This window comes from Pseudodesulfovibrio piezophilus C1TLV30, assembly GCF_000341895.1.
In the GTDB taxonomy this organism is placed as follows: Bacteria; Desulfobacterota; Desulfovibrionia; order Desulfovibrionales; family Desulfovibrionaceae; genus Pseudodesulfovibrio; species Pseudodesulfovibrio piezophilus.
In genome coordinates this window covers 2,575,349-2,600,348 of the sequence record NC_020409.1, presented here as the reverse complement: position 1 = coordinate 2,600,348, position 25,000 = coordinate 2,575,349, and the positions used below count along the sequence as shown (strand labels likewise).

General features: G+C 51.4%; 19 protein-coding genes. 9 read left to right on the top strand and 10 right to left on the bottom strand.

What is annotated here, in order from left to right; all coding sequences use genetic code 11:
* Window positions 1-47: 47 nt before the first annotated feature.
* The 4 genes from BN4_RS12215 to BN4_RS12200 all read right to left on the bottom strand — a co-directional run bounded on the left by BN4_RS12215 (window position 48) and on the right by BN4_RS12200 (window position 5,717).
* A complete protein-coding gene (locus tag BN4_RS12215; protein ID WP_015415712.1) occupies window positions 48-530 on the bottom strand; it encodes an Lrp/AsnC family transcriptional regulator in 483 nt (160 codons plus the stop codon).
* A gap of 325 nt (window positions 531-855) precedes the next feature.
* Window positions 856-3,027 (bottom strand): malate synthase G, encoded by a 2,172-nt coding sequence (locus tag BN4_RS12210; protein ID WP_015415711.1) that lies wholly within the window; start codon window positions 3,025-3,027, stop codon window positions 856-858.
* A 327-nt stretch (window positions 3,028-3,354) separates the two neighbouring features.
* The gene (locus BN4_RS12205) at window positions 3,355-4,467 is read right to left on the bottom strand and encodes a lytic transglycosylase domain-containing protein (protein ID WP_157871376.1); all 1,113 of its coding nucleotides are present in this window, start codon (window positions 4,465-4,467) and stop codon (window positions 3,355-3,357) included.
* A 59-nt stretch (window positions 4,468-4,526) separates the two neighbouring features.
* On the bottom strand, window positions 4,527-5,717 hold the full coding sequence (locus tag BN4_RS12200) for a PhoH family protein (RefSeq protein ID WP_015415709.1): 1,191 nt from the start codon (window positions 5,715-5,717) through the stop codon (window positions 4,527-4,529).
* Between the two features lie 401 nt (window positions 5,718-6,118).
* Between BN4_RS12200 and BN4_RS12195 the strand changes: the two genes are divergently transcribed.
* On the top strand, window positions 6,119-6,787 hold the full coding sequence (locus BN4_RS12195) for a PilZ domain-containing protein (protein WP_015415708.1): 669 nt from the start codon (window positions 6,119-6,121) through the stop codon (window positions 6,785-6,787).
* Between the two features lie 5 nt (window positions 6,788-6,792).
* Here BN4_RS12195 and BN4_RS12190 read toward each other — a convergent pair whose 3' ends face one another.
* The gene (locus BN4_RS12190; protein ID WP_015415707.1) at window positions 6,793-8,484 is read right to left on the bottom strand and encodes a CgeB family protein; all 1,692 of its coding nucleotides are present in this window, start codon (window positions 8,482-8,484) and stop codon (window positions 6,793-6,795) included.
* Between the two features lie 314 nt (window positions 8,485-8,798).
* On the opposite strand from BN4_RS12190, the gene BN4_RS12185 reads away from it, so the two are divergent.
* Window positions 8,799-9,026 carry a flagellar biosynthesis anti-sigma factor FlgM gene (locus BN4_RS12185; RefSeq protein ID WP_015415705.1) on the top strand — a complete coding sequence of 76 codons (228 nt, stop codon included), beginning with the start codon at window positions 8,799-8,801 and terminating at the stop codon, window positions 9,024-9,026.
* Between the two features lie 426 nt (window positions 9,027-9,452).
* Complete coding sequence (locus BN4_RS12180; protein ID WP_015415704.1) at window positions 9,453-9,947, top strand: 3D domain-containing protein; 495 nt, start codon at window positions 9,453-9,455, stop codon at window positions 9,945-9,947.
* A 73-nt stretch (window positions 9,948-10,020) separates the two neighbouring features.
* Here BN4_RS12180 and BN4_RS12175 read toward each other — a convergent pair whose 3' ends face one another.
* The 3 genes from BN4_RS12175 to BN4_RS12165 all read right to left on the bottom strand — a co-directional run bounded on the left by BN4_RS12175 (window position 10,021) and on the right by BN4_RS12165 (window position 12,016).
* Window positions 10,021-10,824 (bottom strand): nitroreductase family protein, encoded by an 804-nt coding sequence (locus BN4_RS12175; protein ID WP_015415703.1) that lies wholly within the window; start codon window positions 10,822-10,824, stop codon window positions 10,021-10,023.
* Window positions 10,825-10,975: 151 nt separating this feature from the next.
* Entirely contained in the window at window positions 10,976-11,536 is a 561-nt protein-coding gene (locus BN4_RS12170; protein ID WP_015415702.1) for a hypothetical protein, read from the bottom strand.
* A 12-nt stretch (window positions 11,537-11,548) separates the two neighbouring features.
* Window positions 11,549-12,016, bottom strand: coding sequence for a hypothetical protein (locus BN4_RS12165; protein ID WP_041720343.1), 468 nt, complete (start codon window positions 12,014-12,016; stop codon window positions 11,549-11,551).
* Between the two features lie 150 nt (window positions 12,017-12,166).
* Here BN4_RS12165 and BN4_RS12160 point away from each other — a divergent pair, with 150 nt between their 5' ends.
* The 4 genes from BN4_RS12160 to BN4_RS12145 all read left to right on the top strand — a co-directional run bounded on the left by BN4_RS12160 (window position 12,167) and on the right by BN4_RS12145 (window position 19,183).
* Window positions 12,167-12,625, top strand: coding sequence for a hypothetical protein (locus BN4_RS12160; RefSeq protein ID WP_015415700.1), 459 nt, complete (start codon window positions 12,167-12,169; stop codon window positions 12,623-12,625).
* Window positions 12,626-12,660: 35 nt separating this feature from the next.
* On the top strand, window positions 12,661-13,437 hold the full coding sequence (locus BN4_RS12155) for a GGDEF domain-containing protein (protein WP_015415699.1): 777 nt from the start codon (window positions 12,661-12,663) through the stop codon (window positions 13,435-13,437).
* Window positions 13,438-13,542: 105 nt separating this feature from the next.
* Window positions 13,543-16,599 (top strand): sensor domain-containing diguanylate cyclase, encoded by a 3,057-nt coding sequence (locus BN4_RS12150; protein WP_015415698.1) that lies wholly within the window; start codon window positions 13,543-13,545, stop codon window positions 16,597-16,599.
* Between the two features lie 94 nt (window positions 16,600-16,693).
* On the top strand, window positions 16,694-19,183 hold the full coding sequence (locus tag BN4_RS12145; RefSeq protein WP_015415697.1) for an EAL domain-containing protein: 2,490 nt from the start codon (window positions 16,694-16,696) through the stop codon (window positions 19,181-19,183).
* A gap of 114 nt (window positions 19,184-19,297) precedes the next feature.
* Here BN4_RS12145 and BN4_RS12140 read toward each other — a convergent pair whose 3' ends face one another.
* Complete coding sequence (locus BN4_RS12140) at window positions 19,298-21,226, bottom strand: sensor histidine kinase (protein ID WP_015415696.1); 1,929 nt, start codon at window positions 21,224-21,226, stop codon at window positions 19,298-19,300.
* A 98-nt stretch (window positions 21,227-21,324) separates the two neighbouring features.
* Entirely contained in the window at window positions 21,325-22,068 is a 744-nt protein-coding gene (locus BN4_RS12135) for a substrate-binding periplasmic protein (RefSeq protein ID WP_015415695.1), read from the bottom strand.
* A 184-nt stretch (window positions 22,069-22,252) separates the two neighbouring features.
* Here BN4_RS12135 and BN4_RS12130 point away from each other — a divergent pair, with 184 nt between their 5' ends.
* Window positions 22,253-23,710, top strand: a complete 1,458-nt coding sequence (locus tag BN4_RS12130) for a HoxN/HupN/NixA family nickel/cobalt transporter (RefSeq protein WP_015415694.1) — start codon at window positions 22,253-22,255, stop codon at window positions 23,708-23,710.
* A 130-nt stretch (window positions 23,711-23,840) separates the two neighbouring features.
* A complete protein-coding gene (locus BN4_RS12125) occupies window positions 23,841-24,977 on the top strand; it encodes a glycosyltransferase family 4 protein (RefSeq protein ID WP_015415693.1) in 1,137 nt (378 codons plus the stop codon).
* The last annotated feature ends 23 nt before the right edge of the window (window positions 24,978-25,000 follow it).

Sequence of the window (25,000 nt, the reverse complement as noted above, 5' to 3'; positions counted from 1 at the left end):
TCTCTCCTCTTCGGGTCATTCTTTCGCCAAGTACTGGCGTCTGCCATTTATTCGTTGAACTCTTCCACCACGGCATCGGGTAAACAGAGCCATTTTCTCCGGGACTTCATGACAACAAAGGACTCACTTGAATTAATCCCACCGACCTGGGATAAATCCTTGTCCAGAAAATCATAGAGATCCCCAATCTCCTCCGAACAGACGATCTCGACAATGATATCGTAACGCCCGGTGACCACGGCACACCAATTAACCCGAGGCAGGCTGCCTATCTGGTCAAGCTTTTCGTCAAGCTGCTCATGGCTATGCAAAGAAATACCGACCAAAGCCACCGTCAACCCTCTGGTCCTGGTCGGATTGACCAAACCGGCGATCCTGAGAACTCCGGCCGCAATAAGATTCTTCATGCGCGAACGTACAGTCGGAGCAGTGACTCCTATCTCCTCGGCAACTTTCCCCGGAGAGAGCTGCCCGTCCTGGGTCAACGCGGCAACAAGCTTTTTGTCATTTTGGTCAAGTATACTTTTCATTGGGTTCTCTTTTTCTCTTAATTCTTCATTTTTGAAAATCAAGATGAACTTTTTTTATCAAATGCATAAAAAGAGTGTCAATTGTTTTTTAAATAGATGAGGTCTCCGAACAAAGAAAGACTTTTGCCCTTCAATACGGACAAAAGCAGGCGAAACCGTGCTTCCTAGGGATGAGAAACGGTCATTAATCATGAAACAGGGAGAATCAGAACCCCAAAAAGCTCAAGCCATGACATTTCCATACGTCGGCTTGAGCTTTGATTGAAGACCGGAGACAAGGCGCTCCGCATGGGCCGCCCGGATATGGGAAGCCCGAGAATGGTTCTTAAAGACCGAGTTTGGCTTTCAATTCCCGCCGTCTGGCATGAAGGATGGGTTCAGTGTAACCGCTCGGCTGTTCCCTCCCCTGAAAAACAAGATCACAAGCAGCCTGGAAAGCCACGGAAGCATCAAAGTCCTTGGCCATGGGAGTATACAGGGGGTCGTCCGCATTCTGGCGATCCACCACTCCGGCCATGCGTTTCATGGTCTCCATGACCTGCGTTTCCGTGCAAACGCCATGGTGCATCCAATTGGCGAGATATTGGCTTGAGATACGAAGAGTCGCACGATCTTCCATGAGTCCCACATCAGTTATATCAGGAACCTTGGAACATCCTATGCCCTGATCGATCCACCGGACGACATACCCTAGAATGCCTTGAGCGTTGTTATCCAGTTCGGCCTGGATATCCTCGGCCGAAAGGGTCTCCTCAAGCAATGGCAGGGTCAACAAGGCATCGAGACTGGCACGGGGACCGGCCGCTGCCAACTTTTTTTGCACGGCAAAGACATCGACCAGATGGTAATGCATGGCATGAAGCGTGGCCGCGGTCGGCGAAGGCACCCATGCGCAATTGGCCCCTGCATTGGGGTGTGCCTCTTTGGTTTGTACCATCTCCAGCATCATATCCGGCTTGGGCCACATTCCCTTGCCTATCTGCCCAATCCCGGAAAACCCGGCAGCAAGGCCGGTATCGACATTCCAATCCTCGTAGGCCGTGATCCAGGGCTGTGCTTTCATGGCATTCTTGCGCACCATGGGCCCGGCTTCCATTGAGGTGTGTATTTCATCGCCGGTCCTGTCAAGGAATCCGGTATTGATGAAAATGACCCGATCACTTGCGGCCCGAATGCATTCCTTGAGATTGACGGTGGTCCGCCGTTCTTCATCCATGATGCCGACCTTGAGCGACAGGGGAGCCAGACCAAGAGAATTTTCCACAGCAGTCAGAATGGAGCAGGTAAAGGCGACCTCTTCCGGTCCATGCATCTTCGGTTTGACGATGTAAGTGGACCCAGCCGGAGAATTGCCATAGACACAATTCCCCTTAGCTTCGTGCATTGAAACAAACCCGGTCATCATCGCATCCAGTATACCTTCAGGCACTTCTTCGCCATCCAGCAACACAGCATCTGTCGTCATCAAATGCCCGACATTGCGAATGAGAAGCATCGAACGGCCTGCGAGCGACAAAGCCGAGCCATCAGGGGCCGTGTAGGCCCGATCCGTTTCGAGCTGGCGTACAAATGTCGTGTCACCTTTGGTCATTTCGGTGGTCAAATCCCCCTTGATAAGGCCAAGCCAGTTGCCGTAGGCCAAGGCCTTGTCCGCTCCATCCACAGCGGCAATGGAATCCTCACAATCACAGATGGAGGTCACCGCAGCTTCAAGTATTATATCCTTGACCCCGGCAGGATGATCCTTGCCGACCGGATGGTTGGGATCGAAACGAATATCAATATGCAACCCGTTATTGCGAAGCAGAATGGCATGGGGGGGGCCTTCCCCGACAAACCCGGCAAACTGATCGGGACACGCCAGGCCGGTCTCGGTTCCGTCGTTCCTGAGAACGCGGAGAACGCCACTCCGCACAGTATAGGCCGTGGCATCGGCATGACTTCCTTGGGCCAACGGAACGGCGCGATCCAAGAAATCCGAGCCGAACGCCATCACTTTTCGACCTCGGACAGGATTGTATCCCCCCCCACGAGTGGCACCAGCATCCTCGCTGATGACATCTGTCCCGTACAGAGCGTCATAGAGGCTTCCCCACCGAGCATTCGCCGCATTCAATGCATACCGGGCATTGGTCACCGGAACCACGAGTTGCGGACCGGCAATCGTGGCGATTTCCGGGTCAATATTCTGGGTGGTAATGGAAAAATCGTCTCCCTCGGGAACGAGGTAGCCTATTTTTTCAAGAAAATTCTTATATGCAGCTGCATCATGTTCTCCCCCTCGATGCGCTCGATGCCAGTCATCTATCTGAGACTGCATGGCCTCACGGATGGCCAGCAGTCGCCTGTTTTCTGGAGCCAAGTCCACGAGAACAGACTCAAATTTGGTCCAGAAGACCTCAGGCGCAATCCCTGTTCCGGGTGCCAGCCGTTCTTCCACCAATGCGTGGAGTTCTCCGGCAATAGCCAATCTTCCGACGGTCACTCTTTTACTCATGGGTGACATCTCCTCATAAATACGGTTTACCCCACGGCTGCCACTCCATGGGACGGTGCTTTCAGGCGGAAACCCTGATACCGGATCAAGTCATGTGCTGCGGACACTGACACGGCCGAAAAAGACGACCGCCCTCCCCTGTACCGCGTCACGGCTTTCGGTGCAAGCTGTGCATACAATCTTCGATATTGCAGTCGTCTAACTGACAGCAGACGGTCCATTCCCTTCTTTCAAAACCGTATGAACAGGGGAAAGAATCGCCTTTGCCCTCCAGACTGTGCGACACTCATTTCATTCTATATGGGAGAAGCGAGACAGGAAGCCGTGCTATTTCATAATGACCAGTTTCTGACCAGGCTTGATCAGACTCTTTCTGTTCAGATTATTCAACTTGAGCAGCTTCCAGAGAGGAAGATTGTTTTTGGCCGCGATGCGAGTCAGGGTATCGCCGCTTCGGACCGTGTAGGTCATCCCCCTGAACTGCGTGCGGTATTTCATGATCAAAGGTTGGTAACGCTCGGCAAAGTTCCGGGCTGCTCCTTCCGGCAAAAAGACCGTGTGCTCTCCGCCAGGGATGACGTCAGTCAAAATCTGCGGATTCATGTCCTTGATTGTTTTGTAGTAAGTCCCGGCCGCCTTGGCGACAATCAGAACCGGGGCAGTGTATTTATGCTTGAGCCGAACGCGATCGAACTTGCGAGCAGTATAATAATCATTGGAAGCGAGGTTGAAGCCATAGTGTGACGGGTTAGAAAGGATCAGCTTTGCGGCTACAGCCCGCAGGATATACCGCTCCGTTTCCGTCGGCAGATCAAGATGATAATAATCTGAAACTTCTTGCTGCTCTATACGTTTCTTCAGCCCTTCCTCACCCATGTTGTAGGCAGCGCAGGCAAGCGTCCAGGAATTAAACAGACCATGCAACTCCTTGAAATAGGCTATGGCAGCTCTCGTGGAAAGGTGAAAATTCCTGCGTTCATCAAGATATTCATTCACGGTCAATCCGTATTTTCGGCCTGTCGTCGCTATGAACTGCCAGATACCTCTTGCCCCCTTGCCCGATCCGGCGTGAGGTCTGAGAGCGGATTCGATGACCGCTATGAATTTCAAATCTTCCGGCAGACCGGTTCCCTTCAACAATGTCTCGATATGAGGAAAATACCGACCGGAACGCTTCAACCAAAGGATGACCTGAGCACGGTCCCAAAGCATCAACAGCAATTCCTTTTCCAACCGTTCCCGAACATCCGGAAGATGCAACGGCACGAACTCACCACAAAAGGTTACCGGGCCTTTGATCCTGATGGCCGATTCCAAAGAAGGGAAACGGGACTCTTCCAAAGGCTGAACTGTCTCCTGTGGCGTGGCCGGAGCAGACCACGCCCAGACAAGACAAAAGAGACCCGCCAGAAACGGGAAAAAAAATCGCCTGAGCGGCACGAGCGCATCTCCACTTTTCCCCCGCATCCAGCAATAAGTCGATGCGGGGGATACTCTTTTTACAGTTTTGACTTGAGCACAATGTCCGTAATCGGCCCACGTGAGCGGTCACCTTTCAGAACCATATGCGCATAATTCTTGTACCCTTTGAGTTTCCTGACTGTCCAGTTCAAGCCGTTATTGGACTCATTAAGATACGGATTATCCACCTGACGGGTGTCACCGAGGCAGATGCACTTGACCCCCTCGCCCATGCGGGTAAGCAGGGCACGGGTTTCTCCGCGGGAGAGATTCTGCATTTCATCCACGATGACCACTGCATTTTCAATGTTCATCCCCCGGATGAATGCCACGGGCTGAACTTCGAATTTCTTGGGATTGAGCTTGTAGGAATCATTTGTATGATCCACGAAAATCCGATTCGCAGGTCTGATATCATGCAATTTGATAAGCAGATCCTGAATGTACTTGATGTAAGGAAGCATTTTCTCCTCTATATCACCGGGGAGGTACCCCATCTTGGCCCCTATCTCGACCACAGGCTTGACCAGGTAAATCTTGCGGTAGGGATTATCCTTCCGTTCAAGCATCAGATACAGGGCGGCTGCCAGAGACAGGAAAGTCTTACCATATCCCGCTTCAGACTGGATAGAGACCAGATCGATCCCCTCCTGAAGCATCAGCTCCAAAGCAAGATTCTGATACACGCTCCGAGGCTTCACTCCCCATATCTCATGACTGTAGCTGATGGGTTTGAGTCCCTCCGGTCCATGAAAGATCGGAGTGCCCGCTTCCCAGCGAAAACAATTATGAACAGGCTCCTCATCCTCTTCCACAAAACCGGTGTAGCGTTGGGACTCGGATCGGAAGGGATCGGAATCACGATACTCCTCACTGGGAATACCAAAGCACTTGGCCTTGATCTGGAGGATGCGGTCATTGGTGATAAGGGTAGCCTCCACAGGAGCCATGTGGAGAATTTCCTTGAGAATACGGTCATCCAGGACCGCATCTGTCAGGGTCAGGGCAAAATCAGGTGGGAAGATATTGACACTCTCGTCGTGCAGGATAGCACGAACCGCCTGGGAAACGATGTGCCCGATCCGTGGGTCCTTTTTCAGACCATCGAGTTCAGTCAGGACAGTATACGGAATGTATATCTGGTTTTCCTGCCCATTTCTCAGGGCAGCGATGCATTTGGGATTTTCAATAAGGACGTTGGTATCGAGGACGAAATGCTTTTGGGCCATAATCCCCCGTCCGGTGGTTTGACGTTGATTCCCTGGGCTTCACACAATCAGGTCCCTGATCGGGAATCATCAAATCAACTTCATTTGCACCTCCATGAGAATGGTTGCGCCTTCTCCGGCTTCTGCATAACCATGACCAGTTTTCAAGAAAAAGTCTAGATGCATGATGCCCCAAAATCCCCCCCCCTACATGGCGACACTGTGACGATATCACGCGCACATTTTCACATGAAAAAACAGCTCAGACAAATATAATAATTCATTATTTTTTGCATAGTTACATCAAAGAGTTTGGTCCAAGAGCCCCTCAAGCAAAATTATAACCCGGTTTACAACCGGACACTGGCAAGATACTCTCAGTCCGTGCTAAAGTTGTTTTCAATCGACCAAGCGAGGCCACCTTGTCAGCCAATACATCTGTCATGATCATAGTTCTCACGGATAAACCGGCCCTCTACGGGCAGGACCTGTTCCACAATGAGACTCCCCCTGTCTTCGTCAACTCCATTGACGCACTTATAGACAAGCTTCGTGATGTATCAGTTGCCGGTCTTGTTCTTGAAGTGAACAAGGTCATGAAAGCCTCCCGCCGAGATAAGGATCGCCTCTTCAAATACTCGGGCAATTTCCCTGTTCTTCGTACTCGGCCGAATTCCAAGCTCGGTTTCATCCAATACCTGGACCCGCGAGACCGTTTTTTTGCCAATCTCGATATTGCGGCCGGGAAGCGCCTCCGTAGCCATGATCGACAGGACATCTCCATAGACTGCATTCTCTCAAAGGAAGACGACCCCAGCATGGCCACTCCCGTGGAGGGGACGATTCTCAATATTTCTCCGGGTGGATGTTTCGTCAATACCCGTCAATTCATGGAAAACGAACAGTTCATCCACTTGCGTATTCCCAGACTTTCCAATTCCCGCCCCATTTATTCGAGTATTCGATGGACCAGAAAAGCGTGCGATGCAAAACATCAATGTGGCATCGGTGTCATGTTCATTGATCTCACAGATGATCAGCTCGAAGAAATCGAGACGATCAGTCAGGAATTGCAGGTGACAGACAAGTAGATTCCTCAGCGAGAGAATGTGGCAAGCCGCCGTCCGAGCGCCCCGCTTCTGTCCCGTGCTGACAAAGCTTTATCAAATCTCTCCATCTCGCCTTTTCGTGCTGCCAAATCCTGGGCCAAACACAATTCCTCCAACCCGGATTCCAAACGATATGATTTGAGGTCTGCCAGTGCAATCTCCTGCGCTGCCCGCCAGTCATTCCTTTCATGAAGGGTGATGATCGAAAGAAACCCAACACGCAATTGCTCAAACCCGGTCATGGAACGCAGCAGGGAATCCAAAAATTTCAGCGTGGGAAGATGCTCAGGTTCCTCCCGTAAAAGCGTCATCAGGCATTCGACAGCGGAAAAGGGAAGATTATAACGTGGATCGAATGAAAACCCCACACGGACAACACGACCATGTCGTTTGAGTTCCTTTGCCCATAACGTCAGGATATCCAGAGGAGTTTGCGGCGGTGCAGCAGGCGGTCTCCCGGAGATTTGGCTCTGACGATACCAGAAGGCCTTGGCCATGTCCCACTGATCCAGGCGCAATGCAGCCATTGTTCCCACCAGATTGACATCCAGAGAATCACCATGCAACCGGGAGCCGAGAATTGCCCGGATATTTGCCTCCAAAGCCGATGTTAAGCCACTCACCGCAAGCATTCGCACGATAGTCGCGGCGACATCCGCTTCGGGTTCCAGCTTGGACAATCGGGCCAACACATCCATGGGAGATGTTTCCAGGACTCCTGCTTCCCACATCGCTGCCCGGACCAACCCTTCCCACTCCTCAGCCTTTGTACCTGTGACCCTGTTTCTGACGCAATCTCCGGCAAAATCCAAAAGACGCTGGGCGCGATGGATGGGAAGATGCTCCGCCAGAACACGCTCACGCGCAGCCCGTCCCATTGTTCGGACAAGCCGGGAATTTTTCATATAGAGAGAGAGTTTCTCATCCAACTCAACAGCATTCTCATACGTATCAAACTCTCGCCCCGGTTCGAACAACGCTTCCTGCTCGTCGCCAAGGTCCTGACTGAGTACCAGACATCCGCATGAGGTCGCTTCGAACAAACGAAAATTGACTTCTCCGAGAATGGATTCATTCGGGGTGATCCGAGAATCCCGATACAAGGCCATCATGGCTTCGTATGAAAGACTGTGCTCCACGGCCAATTGAGAACCATCAACTTTCTTGCGCAAGAAATCCAACATCCATTGACGTGCGGGGCGATGGCTGGAAACCCTGCCGACAAAGGCGAGATCATATTTTCGATCCGCAGTTTCCACCCATGATTCCGGCCTCCCGAACATGGGAAGCCAACGAACATCGGGAGCCCCCCATCTGCGAAGTTCGGGAATGGACCCTCGTTGTGTCGAGCAAGTCAGATCAAAAAGCCGGGCGTAGAGACCATGCCAGTGTGCATTGAGATGAGGGTCCATGGCCCAGAAAAGAGTCGGGCAATCGACCTCAGACAATCCCATGACCAGAGTCCTGTGAGCGAGCGTTTCCGTTTGAATGACCATATCCGGCACACATCCGGCCTTTGCAAGGGCAGAGGGCAGATCCAGAAACGGTTTTTCCCCGGTGATCAGAGGAAAAACCTGATGCCCCATGGAACGGAATGCAGCCATGATCAGGGGTTGAGGATCAATGAGGCAAATGGAGAGAATATCCGGCATGCCGCAACCTATATCCTTTTTTTCCATGTCTTGTCATCGCACAAGACACAGCGACAAGCCCAACAGTTTCAGAAGCTTGTTCCAAAGAAGCCCAGAACGGCGTTGTGAAAAACAGTTTTTTTTCCACTTTCAGCCCCCTTCCCCTAAGTAATACACAGGCTCCGACCGATAAGAAACTCAACGGCAAGCAGGTGTCTGAATGGTATGAGCATCGCTTGCCTCCCCGGTTGCGGGGATGGCTCTTCGCAAGGAAGCGAACAGAGGCTGCCGCAACGGGTGGGGAGATTCCGGGAAGGAAAGGGAGAACCTTCCCATGACTTCAATAACCCAGGGAGGGGTTAATGAAGCGTTACAAGGAAAACCGCACATCGCGTGCGGCAGACATTGAGACCGAGCGCGTGTTCGAGGAATTCGACGCCACGGAATCCGACCACTTCCACAAGGAAGAAGGAGAGGAACGCGCCCGGAAGATCGCACGGCTCAAGAGTGAGGTACGATCAGGAGACTACAAGGCTGATATCATGGATATAGCCAGGCTCCTCACCTCTGCAATGGACCCGACGCTCTAGGTTCTCACCAATCGTCAGGCGAAATGCCGGACCACAGTCACGACTCTGGTCCGGCATTTCGTTCCTCCCACTCCTCCGGCTGAAAACCGAATGATCAACGATCAGAACAGCCAAAAATATCCTCCCCTTCAAGAACACGCCATCACCCTCTATTAACTCCTTTTAAAGGCTGAAAAAGCAGACTTGCAAGCAGGCAGGCAGTATAAAATTACTTATTATTTATGGAATAAAAATACCCATAAAAACAGTGAGCTAAGAAAAAGGGAAAGGGGGAAAATTCCTGAGAGTTTCTCATATCGAGGTAGGATACCAGATACTTAGGATGAGGAAGAACAGTTTTTGATAGCGCAAAAAATGACCATTGACAACCCATAAATCGGCAATTATATGGTTTGCATCAAAAAAGTCATAGGAGACATATCTATAATGAGAATAATCCTCAACTACACGTTGACGCCCATCTTGTGTGCCGCCATGGTCATCATGGCAGTCGTCACGGTAGTCAAACAGCAGGAAATTGATGTTCTGCGCCATAAGCTGGAATTGGCAGAGCAGACATCCGAAGCCCGAAAACAGATGGTGGAAGAAGTCCGTCTGCTTCAAAAAGCGGCTTCAGCCCCCCCGGTTCGTACAGTCACTGTCACCGCATACAATCCTACCAACAACCAATGTGATGAAGACCCGTTGATTGCGGCCTCCATGCGCAAGGTCCGCTCCGGCACCATCGCGGTTTCCCGCGACCTTTTCAATCAGGGCTGGGTTTTCGGACGCAAGGTACGCATTGAAGGACTCGGTATCTTCGAGATTAACGACCTCATGAACAAGCGCTTCACCAAACGGATCGACATTTTCATGTGGGACGAGGATCAAGCCCGTCAATTCGGCAAGAAAAATATCAAGGCAGCCCTGCTGCAAATCTAGCTTTTCGCCCTGAACGACACAAGGCGCGCTCCGTACGGAACGCGCCTTGTGTCGTTTTGCAGACGAATGCGACTTATCCCAGCCACCGAATGTCTGCTGCTCTTCGCCGAGGTATCCGTGGATAACGGTATCGAGGATAGCCCAACATCAACGCGGCATAAACACCATGTCCTTCGGGAATTCCCAGACTTTCTCGCAAGGGATGATACCCCTCGGCCGCTTCCATGAGAAATCCGGCCCAGCAAGCGCCAACTCCGTGAGCATGCGCGCCGAGTTCAAGATATGCCGCAGCCAGAGAACAATCCTCGGCAGGATGAAATCCGTCTTCCGAGGCATGGGCAATAGCCACATGGGGCGCGCCATGCAAAATCTTGTCAATACCCTTCTCCCAGTTCTTGATCACTCCTGGAAAGACGTTGTTGATGGCCATGAAGTCCACGGTATGTTCAGCCAATTCCCGTGTTGCTGCCGGAGTACGAGTCACTATCCAGCGGGCGGGCTGTCCATTCTTGGCACTCGGCGCAAAGGTTGACAGAGTCAGCAGTTCACTGATCAATGCTTCCGGCAAAGGCTTGGCCCGATACTCCCTGACCGACCGACGACTCCGCAGGAATTGCTCTGCCTGCTCTCTCTCGATACGCAAATCTTTAAGAACCGGTGGACATTGTTCCGGTGCCAGAGACTCTGTCACTGGCAAGTCCGGCAGCGTCAGGGCGCTCACAGGGCAAACAGCCACACAGTGACCGCACGCAATACATGTCTTCTTTGCCGCCAGTCGAAGCTTGGGAAAACCTTCCTTGTCCTCGACTATGAGTTGGTACGGACATTCGGCAAAACAAGCGCCGCACCGTTTACATTTTTCTGTTTCTGCAAACATGGTTTGCCTCATTTTTTCTTTTGGTCACACCAGTCGAAACACATCCGGTCCAGACACGGAAATGATTCTATGCTGTATTATTCGCAATGCCACGCCAAGCATCACCCCACCCGAAAGAGGGGCGATACGCTAAGACACGAGAGGGAAAAGACTAAATGCTTTTGCAGACAGCAGGAACTATTTCACTCATCAATCCACGCAAGGCTTCCGCCATGATATCGCCCTGTGTCCCATAACCGGGGACAACGACATCCTGCACTTCACTGGTAAACTTTTCGACATGAACAGTTTTACCGCCCTTGTGAACCATGACCTTGACCGTGATCTTGCCAACAAAAGTTGTGGTCCCGGTCTGGTTGAGGGAGACATCAAGCACTTCACCGGAAACCAACGGAGTCTCCCCCGGAGCAACTGTGGTCGTGCGGTACTTCACGTCACATCCCGCAGCCTTGAGTTCGTCAAAAAGCGCCCATCCAACCCAGTCGGAAACATCGGATAGAGAGGCGATGGCCGTTCCATCGTTATTTCTTCCCAGCCGGACATCGGACCGCTTATCCTCAAACTTGAAAATCACAACCGAGCCAGGACAGCTCACCTGCTGGGGGCCGAGAGCGTAAGTCAGTTTAATGGCATTATCCCGATTACAGCCGTAACCAAGCGAGAGCATGAGCAGCAGTATTCCAAGAGACAAGGCTGTCTTCATCAATTTCATCTATGATCTCCGTCAGATTTGATCCCCATCCGGTTCCGGGGCCTTCTTCTGCATTTTTTCATCAATTTCCTTTTCCATCTTGTCAAGCAACTTGCCGGTAATATCAAGCAGGCGATCCAGATTTTCACTCACAAAATTCTTGGCCTTCTTGTCCAATTCTCTGTTCATGGTCTTGGATTCGGCCTTGGCCTCTGCATCGGGGTCAACAGGAGTCAGTCCCTTGGCACGAGCCTGCTCCACTTTTATCAAATCCCGTACAGCTGCCAGATTCTCCCTGATACTCGCCAACTCCTCACGTAAGGCAGCCTCTCGAGCCTTGGCTTCCACACGCAGCGAGCCGACCTCAGTCTCAAGGGCTGTCAGCCGTCTGGAGTCAGACCCTTTGGCCTCGGAGGGCGGCTGGGAAGCGCACCCTGACAGACTCAAAAGCACAATGACTGCCCCTGCCGTAAAAAGACTGGAGATGGTATTTTTATTCATGCCATGCCTCTTATCATAGACTCCCATACGGGACAATCCATACACTTTGACACTCCCGGCCACGCCTTGATTTTACAAGACAAGTCCGTACAATGCGCAAGGTTTATACTGCCTGAACAGTCAAATACACCTGAGAAAGAGATACAACCCATGAAAAAAACACGTCTAATTCTCCCTCTGATTTTCCTACTGACTCTTGCAACAGCCGCCGGAGCTTCGGACTTTACTACTGCCAAGCACCCTGACACCTTTCGTGGCATGGCTTGGAGGACTCCCCTCGCAGACCTCCCCGATCTTTTGCCGATTCAGGAAAGTGGTTTCAAAAACAGCTACTTCAAGAAAAATGAAAAATTAACTTTCGGTGATGCCGAACTGATCTCAGTGGCCTATTATTTTCGTGAAGACAAACTCTATAGGGTCGGAGTCGCCTTCTCCGGCAGAGCCAACCATTTCCTGATCAAGGACCGTCTGCTTTCCATGTACGGCAGAGGCCGAGGGGTCGGTTCCCGCTATGGCTGGATGTGGCCGGATTTTTCCGTGGAAATAACCTTTGACGACAAAGCCAAGACCGGCGCCCTTTATTACACCTATGAAGGCTCCCTGGACTAGACCGAAAATAACACGAGCTGAAGACGCAGGATCTCATGCAACACGACAAACGCCCTCTCAAGACACTTAAAGCCAGATATCGGCTCTTTTACATCCTCAGCGTGGTCGCGCTCGCGGTTCTGCTCTGCGCCAATTTCGGCGTTATATACACCCTGCTTGTCACTCCGCCCGAAAATCCGGAAAACACCATGCGCTTCGTCTATTTGATCATGGTAGCAGGATTTATAGTTCTCGCGGCGCAGGCCTTGCTCATCTTTACCAGATTCATCTCGCTGCTTGGCTCCGAAGCCGAGACCGTGGAAAATCTCAATGACCAACTGAAACAACTCGCCGTTTATGACAGCCTGACAAAAGTCTACAATCGGTACAAGTTCGAATCCGTGGTCCGCCGAGAGCTTGATAATGTCAATCGCTACGGCTCTCCCCTGACCGGAATCATTTTCGACATCGACAACTTCAAAGGCATCAATGAAACCCATGGCTACTCCATGGGGGACAAGCTCCTCGTCAACCTTGCCGCTTTTGTCAGCGGCAAATTACGAAACTCGGATTATGTCTTCCGCTGGCGGGGTGGAAAATTTATCATTCTGGCCCCTCATACCAACGAGGACAAAGCGGCTATGGTCGCAGAGAAACTGCGCCAGATAGTCGGCCACAAGCTCTTCGGAGGCACCATACGTATGAGCCTCTCTCTGGGAGTTGTTCAAGGGAAACAGAATGATTCCATGGAAACATTTCTGCATAGGCTTCAATCGGCGCTCACAGGAGCCAAGCACGGAGGCAAAAACTGCGTCTTCATTCTCCGCGATTAATCGAATTTCATACTCTTCCGGGACAAACTACTGGAAGTACATACCGCTTTCTGTTTATTATGAACGTCATAGGCATTGCATTCCTACAATTGGACGGACGGTACCATGACTCAAAAAATCAAGGCATTCACCAAGCTGTTCTTGCCGTTTGCCATCGGCATACTCCTTATCGCCGCCTGGTTTCTCTCCTCCAGAAATACCGTCCATAAAACATTGGTTCTCCAACGCCAGGAACTTCTCGTAGACCTCATCTCCACGACTCTGGACCGGGACCTGAAGACACACACCTCGGATGCTCAATTCCTGGCCCGGCTGGTTGCGCAACATTTTGATGAAAAAGAGACCATTGAACACATAGAGGATGCTTTCTCGGACTTCATACGGACGCATAGACTCTACTTCATTCTCCGCTTCCTGGATGAAACCGGAACAGAACAGATTCGTGTCGATCGATCGTTTGCCGGTCCGGTTGTCAGCCCCTCCTCCATTCTCCAGCAGAAAGGAAATCGATATTACGTCAGGGATACAATGCAGGCCGGGGAAGATGATGTGTATATTTCTGATTTCGATCTCAATATCGAACATGGAAAGATCGAAACTCCATTTCGCCCGACTCTGCGCTTCGGGTGCCCTGTCATCGATGCCAACGGACGTAAACGGGGTATCGTGATCATGAATTTCGAAGGGGACTCTCTCCTGAACCAGATACGAATGCAGGCTGGGAACAGAGAGGGAAAGCCCATGCTCTGCACCTCTGATGGATACTGGATACTTGGTCTGAACTCTGCTGACGAGTGGGGGCATCTTCTAAACAAGACAGATGGTCCATCCATGTCCAGACAATTCCCCGAGGCATGGCAAACCATAACCAATCAAGACCAGGGGCATGTCATTACGCCAAAGGGGCTGGTCACCTTTGCTTCCACCCAAATCAATCCCCGCTCTATTATATCGAAAACGCCGGTTTCCCAAGAAGCAGTCAACGGCGGATGGAAGATCATGACCTGGGTGCCCAGGCAAGACCTGAATGTTCCCTGGATAAATCTGTTCATTATGCTCACCATCTTGACTTTTTTCCTGGTGGGTTTGGGATGCTGGTACCATTCCCAAAACAAGATCATCCAGGCAGAAGTAAAGGCGAATCTCAGAGAAAATGAAGAGAGGACCATGGCTATTAGTCAGTCCTCACACGATGCCATTGCCATGATTGACGGTGTTGGAACGATCATCCATTGGAATCCGGCGGCAGAAAAACTGTTTGGATATGAAGCCCACGAAGTCATGGGGAGCAATCTTCACACGCTTTTGGCTCCCCTGAAGATGCGACACATTGCCGAAAAAGGTTTGGAAGAGTTTCGCCGAACGGGAACGGGAAAACTAATAGGGAAAGTCATTCAATTGGAAGCCCTGGCAAAAGGTGGCATCACGATTCCCGTGGAGTTGGCCGTTGCAGCTTTTGATTTCAAAGGAAAATGGCATGCGGTCGGGACTATCCGGGATATGACGCAACGGCTTCGTGATGAACAAAAGCTCAAGCGGAGCGAAGAGACCAGTCGTGCCTTGATCAATGCCCCGGCAGACAGCGCCATGCTCCTGAAACCCAATGGGACCATTGTCGCCATCAACAAAGTCGGTGCACAGGAACTTGGCGGAACACCCCAGAATCTGATCGGGAAAAGTGCTTTTAACCTGTTGTCTCCCGATTTTTCAGAGACCCACAAAGATAAAATCATCAAGGTCCGAGAATCAGGTTCCCCCTTGAACTTTGAAGAATCTCAAGGCAACCGGAAATTGCATATCAATGTTTACCCGGTCAAAGCAGCGGACGGAGTCGTAGACAGAATCGCTCTTTTTACACGGGATGTGACCGAACAACGGCTTGCCGAGGCTGCCCTGATGCAATCGGAGCAACGGTTCCGCGATGTCAGTGAGGCCGTGGGGGAATTTATTTGGGAAACAAACAAGCATGGTGAATTTTCCTTCATCACTGACGATGTTTCCCTGGTTCTCGGTTATTCCAGTGGAGAACTTCTCGGCCATATGGTTCAGGAATTCCTGCCACAGGAAGACCTGGAAGACTTCAAATTCTGGAGAAGAGGCCTTTACGAAAAACCAGAACAATTCTCTAATATCGAAGCACGTCTCATCACCAAACAAGGTGGGATGATCTGGCTTCAGGCCAGTGGCACCCCGTATTATGATACAGCCGGAGAATTCAGCGGTTTCCGTGGCGCGGCCATGAATGTCACGGACCGCAAGGAAGCGGAACAAGCGATCAAAGCGAGCGAAAGGAAGCTCCGCGCGCTGGCAGAATCCGCTTATGACGCGATAATCATGATTGACAACCAAGGCCATATCTCATTCTGGAATGACGCGGCCGAACGTCTCTTTGGCTATACGGAGAGAGAGGCCATAGGTCGTGATGTCCATGATTTGATTGCATCCCCGGATGAACGGGAAAAATCGAAGAAAGGCATGCGAGGGTTCCCACTCACAGGAAAAGGCCCAGCCATAGGCATCGTGACCGAACACATGGGATTGCACAAGGACGGTCTGCAATTCCCGGTGGAGCGATCCATTTCGAGCTTCCGACTGGGAGAGTCATGGTACGCGGTGGCCACCATCCGCGACATAACCGAACAAAAGGCCACAGAGGCGAAGCTCAGACAACTGGCAACCACGGATGGCTTGACCGGATTGAACAATAGAAGGCGGTTCATGGAGTTGTCCGAACAAGAATTGTCTCATGCGATCAGATACCGACGGCCCCTTTCCATATTCATGCTCGATATCGACCATTTCAAACGCATCAATGATGACTACGGACATGATGTGGGAGACAAAGTGCTTCGCTTTATGGCTGACATCTCGGAAACCGCTCTACGCAATGCGGATATTCTGGGAAGGCTTGGGGGCGAAGAATTCGGCGTCCTTCTGCCCGAAACCGATGAAAATGCAGCCATGGATGTTGCGGAACGACTTCGCCACGCCATTGAAGAAAATTCAATACAGGAAGGAGAGGAAGTACTCAACGTTACAGTCAGCATTGGAGTCTCCACATTGAGTTCCGGCCTCAACACAATCAAATCACTGCTAAAACAGGCAGATAAAGCCCTCTATGAAGCCAAGGAATCCGGGCGGAACCGGGTGGTCAAGGCATGAGGCATACCCTGCATATCAGACTTCACTTTTGTCCGATTCATGCGTAGTATCGTATGACTACTGGAGTCTTATCGTCTCAGCCTCGGACAGGATCATGACTGCGAATCGCATAGCCCGACTCATCACCTTCACGCCTTTTCGTATCGTGCTGCCCACGGTCATCATGACCTTACTCTTTGCGGGTTCCGTCTTCATTTATCTTCTTCCTTCCATTCAACACACGCTGCTCTCTTATAAGAAAGAAACGATCTTCGAACTAACCAGTTCGGTTATTTCCACCCTTGCTCATCTCGATGCGCGGGTCATAAAAGGAGAGCTTTCCAAAGAGGAAGCCCAGGACATGGGCAAGGAGATTATCCGTTCCCTGCGATACGGCCCGCAAGCCAAGGATTATTTCTGGATCAATGATATTTCCGGATTTATGATCATGCATCCCTACCGTCCCGATCTGGAGGGGAAGAATGTCGCCGCAGTCAAAGACCGAGAGGGAAAAGCCCTTTTCCTTGAGTTCATCAGACTGGTCAGCGATCACGGATACGGTTTCATCGACTACTTCTGGCAATGGAAAGATCGACCGGAGAGGATAGGCAAGAAACTCTCCTTTGTCCGGGAGTTTAAGCCATGGGGCTGGGTGGTTGGCACCGGCTTCTACATTGATGAGGTCAACTCCCAAATTCGGGAATACAGAAATATGGTCGCCTCCATTTTTCTGGTTATTCTCATCCTCATGGCTGGCATGCAAGCCTATATCCTGCGTGAGTCCGCTTTGACGGAAAAGAAGAAAGTCCGGGCCATGAGTCAGCGAGAACGCCTTATCAGCGCGCTCCAACTGGGAGAAGAACGATATAGAACCATTGCCGACTTCGCATATGACTGGGAGTTGTGGATAGGCATGAGTGGAGAAGTTCTTTACTGCTCTCCGTCCTGTGAACGGATCACCGGCTATCCTCCTGAACGTTTCTTTGAATCTCCTGAACTCATAGAAGAAATCATTGTCAAAGATGATCTTGACATCTGGCAGGCCTACCTGATCGAGGCAAATAAGGAAGAAGGAAGCTCGCTGGATTTTCGCATCATCACGCCGCTGGGCGAAATCCGATGGCTCAATGCCGTGGGCCGGTCAGTATCCGGTATCGGTATGAAACCACTGGGTATTCGGGTTAGCCTGAGGAACATCACTGATCGCAAGGAGATGGAAGTCAAACTTCGCCATCAGGCTCTGCACGACCCATTGACGGGACTCTCCAACCGGACCTTGTGCCTCGACCGCATCAGTCAGGCCATACGCCGAACGAGACGCAGAGATGAAGCGTATTTTGCCGTTGTTTTCCTTGATCTGGATCGCTTTAAGGTCATCAATGATTCCTTGGGACATCGTTTCGGCGACCTCGTGCTGATAGAGACAGCCAAGCGTCTTTCCGAGCATATTCGCACGTTGGATACGGTTTCCCGCTTTGGCGGCGATGAATTTGTCCTTCTGCTGGATGAGCTGTCCAGTCCCGGCGAAGCGATACGCATCATCAAACGGATACGCAGGGCTATCGCTCAACCATTCATGCTCAACGAAACGCAGGTCCAGACCACTGCCAGCCTGGGTATCGTCCTCAGCCCGACAGGGGATGCCAAGGCCTCCGATGTGCTGCAACGAGCCAACATAGCCATGCACCGGGCCAAGGAGGCAGGGCGCAATCGTTTCAAGGTCTTTACCAACCGGATGCTCGAAAGTGCGGTGGAGTTGCTCACCTTGGAAAATGATATGCGGCGCGGCCTGGAATCCGGAGAATTTTTTGTTGTCTTCCAGCCGATCATGGATTTGCGGGGAGAGGATCTTATGGGCTTCGAGGCACTTGCCCGCTGGAACCATCCGATTCGGGGAGCCATATCCCCATCGGAATTCATTCCCATGGCCGAAGAATCAGGAATGATTCTTCCCTTGGGAGAATGGGTCCTGCGCACCTCCATAAAAACACTGGCGGACTGGCGCAAAGCATCCATCGGAGCAACGGGACTTTTCATCTCTGTCAATATCTCCAGCAAACAATTCGCCCGCCTGGAGCTGGACAAGATCGTCATGAAGGCTCTCCATGATGCCAACCTCCCGCCCGAGGCTCTCAAGCTCGAAATCACGGAATCCACGATCCTCGAGAACCCGGAAGCTGCCGTACGCATCCTTGAACGGCTCCGTAAGCAGGGGGTGCACTTCTCCATTGACGACTTTGGGACCGGTTACTCATCACTCTCGCAACTGCAACAACTGCCGGTGGACACGCTCAAGGTTGATCGATCGTTCATCTCGCGTATGAAGTCCGACCCTGAAAACATGGAAATCGTCAAGGCTGTTATCGCTCTTGCTCATTCTCTGGACCTCGACGTCATTGCCGAAGGTGTGGAGGAAGAGGAACAGCTTTGTTCACTGATAGACCTCAACTGCCAAAGCGTCCAAGGGTTCTATTTCCACAAGCCTCTGTCGAAAGAAAAGGCAGAAGAACTTATCTGGCAGCGAGCCAACTTTGACGACTCATCGCCACGACAAACCATGGCACAGGCCGTCCGCCGATGCTCAGGAACCGGTAAGAAAGGCTAGCTCATTCTTGAAAGAAGCTCCCCCCCGGACAGAAGATATCTGAAAGAGAGGGGCACGCTCCCTTGAGCACCCAGCGGAATGTTCGGGTTGAGAAGTATCAGCAGCCAGTAGAGGTTACTGAACCGTAGGGAGGGTGAAGATAAAGGTTGATCCTTTATCCCTTTCAGATTCGACCCATATCCTGCCACCATAATGCTCAACAATTTCGCGGCAGATTGTCAGCCCCAAGCCAGTGCCCCTGGGTTTGTCTTCCATGGTATCAGAACGGGTCTGGTGAAATTTTTCGAAAATTTGTGTCTGGTCTTCCGGAGGAATACCGAGCCCGGTATCAGCAACCTCGATACGAACCTGCCCGAACCGGGGAAACGCACGCACAACAACGCTTCCCTCTTCTGTAAACTTCGCGGCATTATTCAATAAATTGATCAGTACCTGTTGCAGGCGATCAGAATCGGCCTCCACTGCAGGAAGTCCCTGCTCAATCTCAGTCAGCAGTTCTATTTCAGAACTGTGGGTAAACATACCGGAAACTGCCTGAACAGCCATATCAATGGTCTCATTCATATCCAGTCTTTCATCGCGCCAGCCCATACTCCCTGACTCGATCTTGTTCAGATCAAGGACGTCATTGATGAGCCGAGTAAGCCTGGCCCCTTCATGACTGATGATCGCCAGGTTCTCCTGAATACGTTCACCTTTTTTCAATAACGGGATATTTTCGCCAGCAAGCGGCAGATAATTTTTGGCGAACTCTTTATGCAACAATTTGGAAAACCCGAGAATAGAGGTAAGCGGGGTCCGTAATTCATGTGAAACCGATGAAAGAAATGCGGATTTCATCTCATCCAGTTCCCGTAATCGCTGGTTTGCCTCTTCCAGTTCACGCGCTTTATTGACCAGATCTTCAGTTCGTTCCCGGATTAACTGCTCCAAGTGCCTATTGAGATCTGCCAGATCGTGTTCAGCCTTCTTACGGTCCGTAATGTCTTCGAGAATACCTTCAATAAAGACCAACTCACCCGATTCGTCATAGATGGCACGCGCATTGAGAGACCCCCATATGGTCTTCCCGTCACGACGGTAATACTCTGCCTCAAACCGTTTGACTTCTCCCTGCTCACGGACCTGCTCATAAAAATCCTGCATGGAATCGGGGTTAACCATGATACGAGACCCGAGAGAACGGACATTGGAGAGAAATTCATCCAGGGAATCATACCCGAAAATTCTGGCCATGGCCGGGTTGGCTCTGCGCAAGACACCATCCGGAGTGGCCTGGAAAATACCTTCAATGGCATTTTCGAAAATCCCTCGATATTTTTCCTCGGCCTCCTGCAATGTCTTGTTCATGGCCTGAAGTTTTTTCTCCCTGGCCTCGATTTCAGCGGACATGCGGCGGAATCGTTTGGCGATTTCGAGCAATTCGGCATGATACACTTCCCCAAACTCATAGGAGAAGTCTCCTTTGGCAACGCGGGCTATGCCCTTTTGCAATACATGGAGGGGTTTATTGAGAAAAACCCTGAGAAGAAGTCCGGTAATAGCCAGGATCACGGAAATGGCAACCACAATGATCATGCTGGAAACGATCATCTGTTCGTTCAGTCGTTTCTTGTCCTTAGCCATGGTAAAATCTATTTCAGCACGGCCAATGGTACGACCTTCAAAAACTATGGAACGAACCTTGCTGAAATCCGCCTGAGACCCGGAAAATTTTTCGTGGGCAAAGACGACCTCATTACGTGAACCGTAAATCCGGATACCCTGCACCATGTCATCGTGGGTATAGACGGAGCCGATAAGTCGGGCATTGTCGTAGTCAAGATTCCAGATAGGCACGGCCAGAATTTCGGCCACACTGGTGATCGTATCCTCTCCCTTCTCTTCTGCTGTGGTCCACATCTCTTCTGTCTGCTGCCAGTATATATAGCCGCCCATGGTCGTCGCCACAACCAGGACAATAACCACCAGACTAAATGTCAGGTCCCTGGATATGGACCTATTTGTGAAGAAGGGACGCCTATTTTTCTGATCTGGACTCATGTATTATCCCAAGGGGAGCATCGATCAAAGACCGGTGAGGTGACCGGATCTCCAGTTTTGGATATTTCTACACAATACCCCTGAGCGTGTCACCCACGTTATAGCATATATTTTACCAGCAGCCGCGCGAAATCTTCGTTCTGCCGCAGTCGAGCGAGAGCTTCTGCAATCCGCTGTCGCATTGGTGTCGACGCAGCTCGCCTCGAAAGAAAGAGTATGACCTCTCCCTGGGAAAGGAGCAACGGATGCCCCAATGCCCTTTTGGGAAGGCCCGCACCGGAAACACCGAACAGCACACCCGCCCTGGTCCCGACAACACATTCAACCTGCCCTGACACCAAGAGTTTTAATCCTCGGGCCATATCTTTCACAAGATAGGGAATCATGCCGTTCTTTCTGGAAACTATCTGGTGGTAAGGCGCATCACGAACAACGGCGACCCGCTTTCCGCGCATGTCCTTCATCGACCGAAGAGCGCTTCCAGCCCGAGCCACGGCAATTATATCCACTGTAAAGACAGGGCCAAGGCTCACCACACCTTCCCCGACATCAGAGTCAGGAGGCAAACAGACCATATCCACTGTTCCGGTCGTCAGCATTGCCAATGCCTTATGCCTCGTGACCAAAGAATTGGTCGGGGTATAACCGGCTTCACGCGCGATGAGATTCACCGCATCAAAAGCCATCCCTGCCATATGGCCTCCTGCAAGAAAACCATAGGGGGCTTCTGCCACGGTGGCAGCACTCACGGATTCGGCATGCACCGAAGAGGCCGAAAAAACAGCCAAGACTGTCAACAAGAACAGACTGGATATCCATGCCCGTCGGGCACCTCTTTTCATTTTCAATGTATCGCCAAGCCTATTTTATACGATTTTGAGAGTATTTAACCGTATGACGAACACATCGATTTGACAAGGCGTTTTCCGCCGTACATCACTTCTTCTCGACAAGAAAGAAGCAAAAATCGCCCATGATGAAGAGAAGGAGGCTTGCCATACCGACAAGGAAACTCTAAAAACCCGCATGAACCAATTCAGAAAAGCGACCCTGATTTTTATCATATGGGCAACCTTGGGAACATCCTTCATAGTTTCAAACGCTTCGGCTCATCCCCATGTCTATGTGGATGCAGCTCTAACATTTGTTCTGGACGACTCTGGCTTGGCCGCAATCAGGCAGAACTGGACTTTTGACGAAATCTTCAGCAATGCGATACTTTCAGACCTGAACTTGACGCCTACGCTTCTCGCAACACCCGAGGGACAGGCAACCATCAAAGATGGTGCTTTTGCCTACCTTGCCAATTACAAGTACTTCACTTTCATCGAGAATAACGGGAAGCAGCTTCCGGTCCAGCACCCGGAAAATTTCAAAGCATCCGTCAATGAGGGGCGTCTCATTTACGATTTCACGATTCCTCTGCATCTGCCGATCAAGACAATTCATGCTTTCCGCGTCGCGGTGTTTGACGAGGAATATTATACTGACATTTTGCTGCTCAAGGACGAAATACGTTTTGAAATCGACGGCATGGTGCAGGTCAGCCACGTTATTCGCCCTGCCAAAGACCATACATACTGGCAATTCATTGTTCCCGAGGCGGTTCACCTTTCTGTCTCCGGCACACCCGGAGATGTCCCGTCCCTCCCTGCCGTTTCTGCTGAAGAAGACAGCCCCGGCCCCATCGAACACCTGATGACCAGAGTCCGGGATATCCAGAAGATACTCACCCTGAAGCTCAACGGCTTTGGTATGGAGATTCGAAAGACGCCCATAGGCTCTGCTCTCTGGATGTTCCTCGGCTTTTCCTTCTTATACGGGATAGTCCACGCCATTGGCCCCGGACATGGAAAAACCGTTGTCTGCTCGTATTTTCTTTCCAACCCTGGCACGTTCCTTTCCGGTGCCATCATGGGCAACACCATCACTTTCGTCCATATGGGGTCTGCAGCCGTGGCCGTCGGTGCCGCATACCTTGTTTTCTCCACCGGCATGGGCGGGTTTGCCGCTGCCAGTCGAGCTCTTCAACCGGCCAGTTACGCTCTTCTTGGTATCATGGGACTCTGCCTGTTGATCAAGGCTGTCCGGGATATCTTCCGTGGGGGAATTCTCATGGAAGCACCATGCGGGACAGGAAAGAGTGACACTCCTGCCAAACCGCATTTGCGAAGTGTCCTGCTCGTCTCGTTCATCACCGGCTTGATCCCCTGCCCCGGCGCGGCAGTCATCCTCGCCTTTTCCATCGGACAGGATATTCTCTGGGCAGGCATGGGTGCCATAATCAGTATGGCCATAGGAATGGGACTGACCACCACACTCTTTGCCTGGGCCGCCGTGGCCGCACGAAGTGCCACGCTCACGGTCTCCGGGGTCAACCGAAAATTTTTCAATGTCCTTTACGCAGCCCTTTCCCTGTGTGGAGCGGCCGGGATCACACTTTTCGGCGCTGTCCTTTTCATGAGCTCCAATGTCTGGCATTGAGAGGCGTGATCCAAAGCACCACCCCGATCTTGGCCGGAGACCAAAAAACCGAAATCGCTCCGGCTGGTTTTTCACGAGAGATGATGGTAGGGGCTGAGAAACCTCGCCAACCCAGGCTAGAACATTTGCCATGAAAATTCTGCATATCATTACAGGCCTCGATGTCGGTGGCGCAGAGACAATGCTCTTCCGCCTCATGACAGGGATGGATCGTGAACGCTTTACATCCCGTGTGGTCAGCCTTCTTGACCCCGGTCCAATGGGAGACCGACTCCGCGAGGCCGGATTCATGGTCGAAGGACTGGGAATGAAACGCGGGATACCTTCTCCCATGGGATTGCTTCGTCTGATGCGTCTGATTCGCTCATGGCGGCCGGAGGTGATTCAAACATGGCTCTATCATGCAGATCTGGCAGGATTGATTGCCACGCGGCTGGCCTTTCCAAAAGGAAAACGTCCAAAAGTCGTTTGGAATATTCGATGCTCTTTCATGGCTCTGGATGAATACCGGCGCATGACCGGCATCACACTCAGGGCGTGTGCGGCATTGTCTTCATTCCCTGATGCGATCCTGACCAACTCCCACGAAGCCAGGCGATTTCACATGCAGTTGGGCTACACTCCTCGTCGCTTCGAAGTCATCCCCAATGGCTTTGACACCATAACCATGGCTCCTGATATCACAGCCTCGCCAAGCGTGAGGGCCGAATTATCCTTGAGCGACTCCACTCTCCTTGTCGGCAATGTCGCAAGGTTTGATACCATGAAGGATCAGCGAACCATGATCATGGCCGCAGGACGAGTTGTCGCGTCATGCGATGCCACTGTGCTGCTGATAGGACGCGGCATGGACCATGACAACCTCGAAGTTGCGGCATGGATAGCCGAAGCAGGACTTCCCCCAGATCGCGTTCGTCTGCTCGGCCAACGCCGGGATATCCCACGCCTGATGGCAGCCATGGATATCCATGTCTCATCATCCATTGGGGAGAGCTTTCCCAATGTCGTAGGAGAATCCATGGCATGTGGAACCGTGAATATCGTCACGGATGTGGGCGATTCGGCTCTCCTGGTAGGGAAAACAGGAACAGTCATTCCACCCTCTGATGCAGAGCAACTGGCTGAGGCCATTCTCCGCCTCTGCAGGCTGTCGCCCTCGGAGCGGGAGCGGCTCGGCAGGCGTGCCCGCGAACACATCGAAAAAAAATTCACTCTCTCCCATGTGGTCAGACATTATGAAGAAATATACGAAGAGCTTATTATATAACGTTATAACACTTCCATTGACCT

Bases quoted from the DNA above. Each gene is read 5' to 3' on its own strand.
- BN4_RS12215 (WP_015415712.1), bottom strand. From the start codon at position 530: ATGAAAAGTATACTTGACCAAAATGACAAAAAGCTTGTTGCCGCGTTG.
- BN4_RS12210 (WP_015415711.1), bottom strand. From the start codon at position 3,027: ATGAGTAAAAGAGTGACCGTCGGAAGATTGGCTATTGCCGGAGAACTC.
- BN4_RS12200 (WP_015415709.1), bottom strand. From the start codon at position 5,717: ATGGCCCAAAAGCATTTCGTCCTCGATACCAACGTCCTTATTGAAAAT.
- BN4_RS12190 (WP_015415707.1), bottom strand. From the start codon at position 8,484: ATGGAAAAAAAGGATATAGGTTGCGGCATGCCGGATATTCTCTCCATT.
- BN4_RS12185 (WP_015415705.1), top strand. From the start codon at position 8,799: ATGAAGCGTTACAAGGAAAACCGCACATCGCGTGCGGCAGACATTGAG.
- BN4_RS12180 (WP_015415704.1), top strand. From the start codon at position 9,453: ATGAGAATAATCCTCAACTACACGTTGACGCCCATCTTGTGTGCCGCC.
- BN4_RS12175 (WP_015415703.1), bottom strand. From the start codon at position 10,824: ATGTTTGCAGAAACAGAAAAATGTAAACGGTGCGGCGCTTGTTTTGCC.
- BN4_RS12170 (WP_015415702.1), bottom strand. From the start codon at position 11,536: ATGAAATTGATGAAGACAGCCTTGTCTCTTGGAATACTGCTGCTCATG.
- BN4_RS12165 (WP_041720343.1), bottom strand. From the start codon at position 12,016: ATGAATAAAAATACCATCTCCAGTCTTTTTACGGCAGGGGCAGTCATT.
- BN4_RS12160 (WP_015415700.1), top strand. From the start codon at position 12,167: ATGAAAAAAACACGTCTAATTCTCCCTCTGATTTTCCTACTGACTCTT.
- BN4_RS12155 (WP_015415699.1), top strand. From the start codon at position 12,661: ATGCAACACGACAAACGCCCTCTCAAGACACTTAAAGCCAGATATCGG.
- BN4_RS12150 (WP_015415698.1), top strand. From the start codon at position 13,543: ATGACTCAAAAAATCAAGGCATTCACCAAGCTGTTCTTGCCGTTTGCC.
- BN4_RS12145 (WP_015415697.1), top strand. From the start codon at position 16,694: ATGACTGCGAATCGCATAGCCCGACTCATCACCTTCACGCCTTTTCGT.
- BN4_RS12140 (WP_015415696.1), bottom strand. From the start codon at position 21,226: ATGAGTCCAGATCAGAAAAATAGGCGTCCCTTCTTCACAAATAGGTCC.
- BN4_RS12135 (WP_015415695.1), bottom strand. From the start codon at position 22,068: ATGAAAAGAGGTGCCCGACGGGCATGGATATCCAGTCTGTTCTTGTTG.
- BN4_RS12130 (WP_015415694.1), top strand. From the start codon at position 22,253: ATGAACCAATTCAGAAAAGCGACCCTGATTTTTATCATATGGGCAACC.
- BN4_RS12125 (WP_015415693.1), top strand. From the start codon at position 23,841: ATGAAAATTCTGCATATCATTACAGGCCTCGATGTCGGTGGCGCAGAG.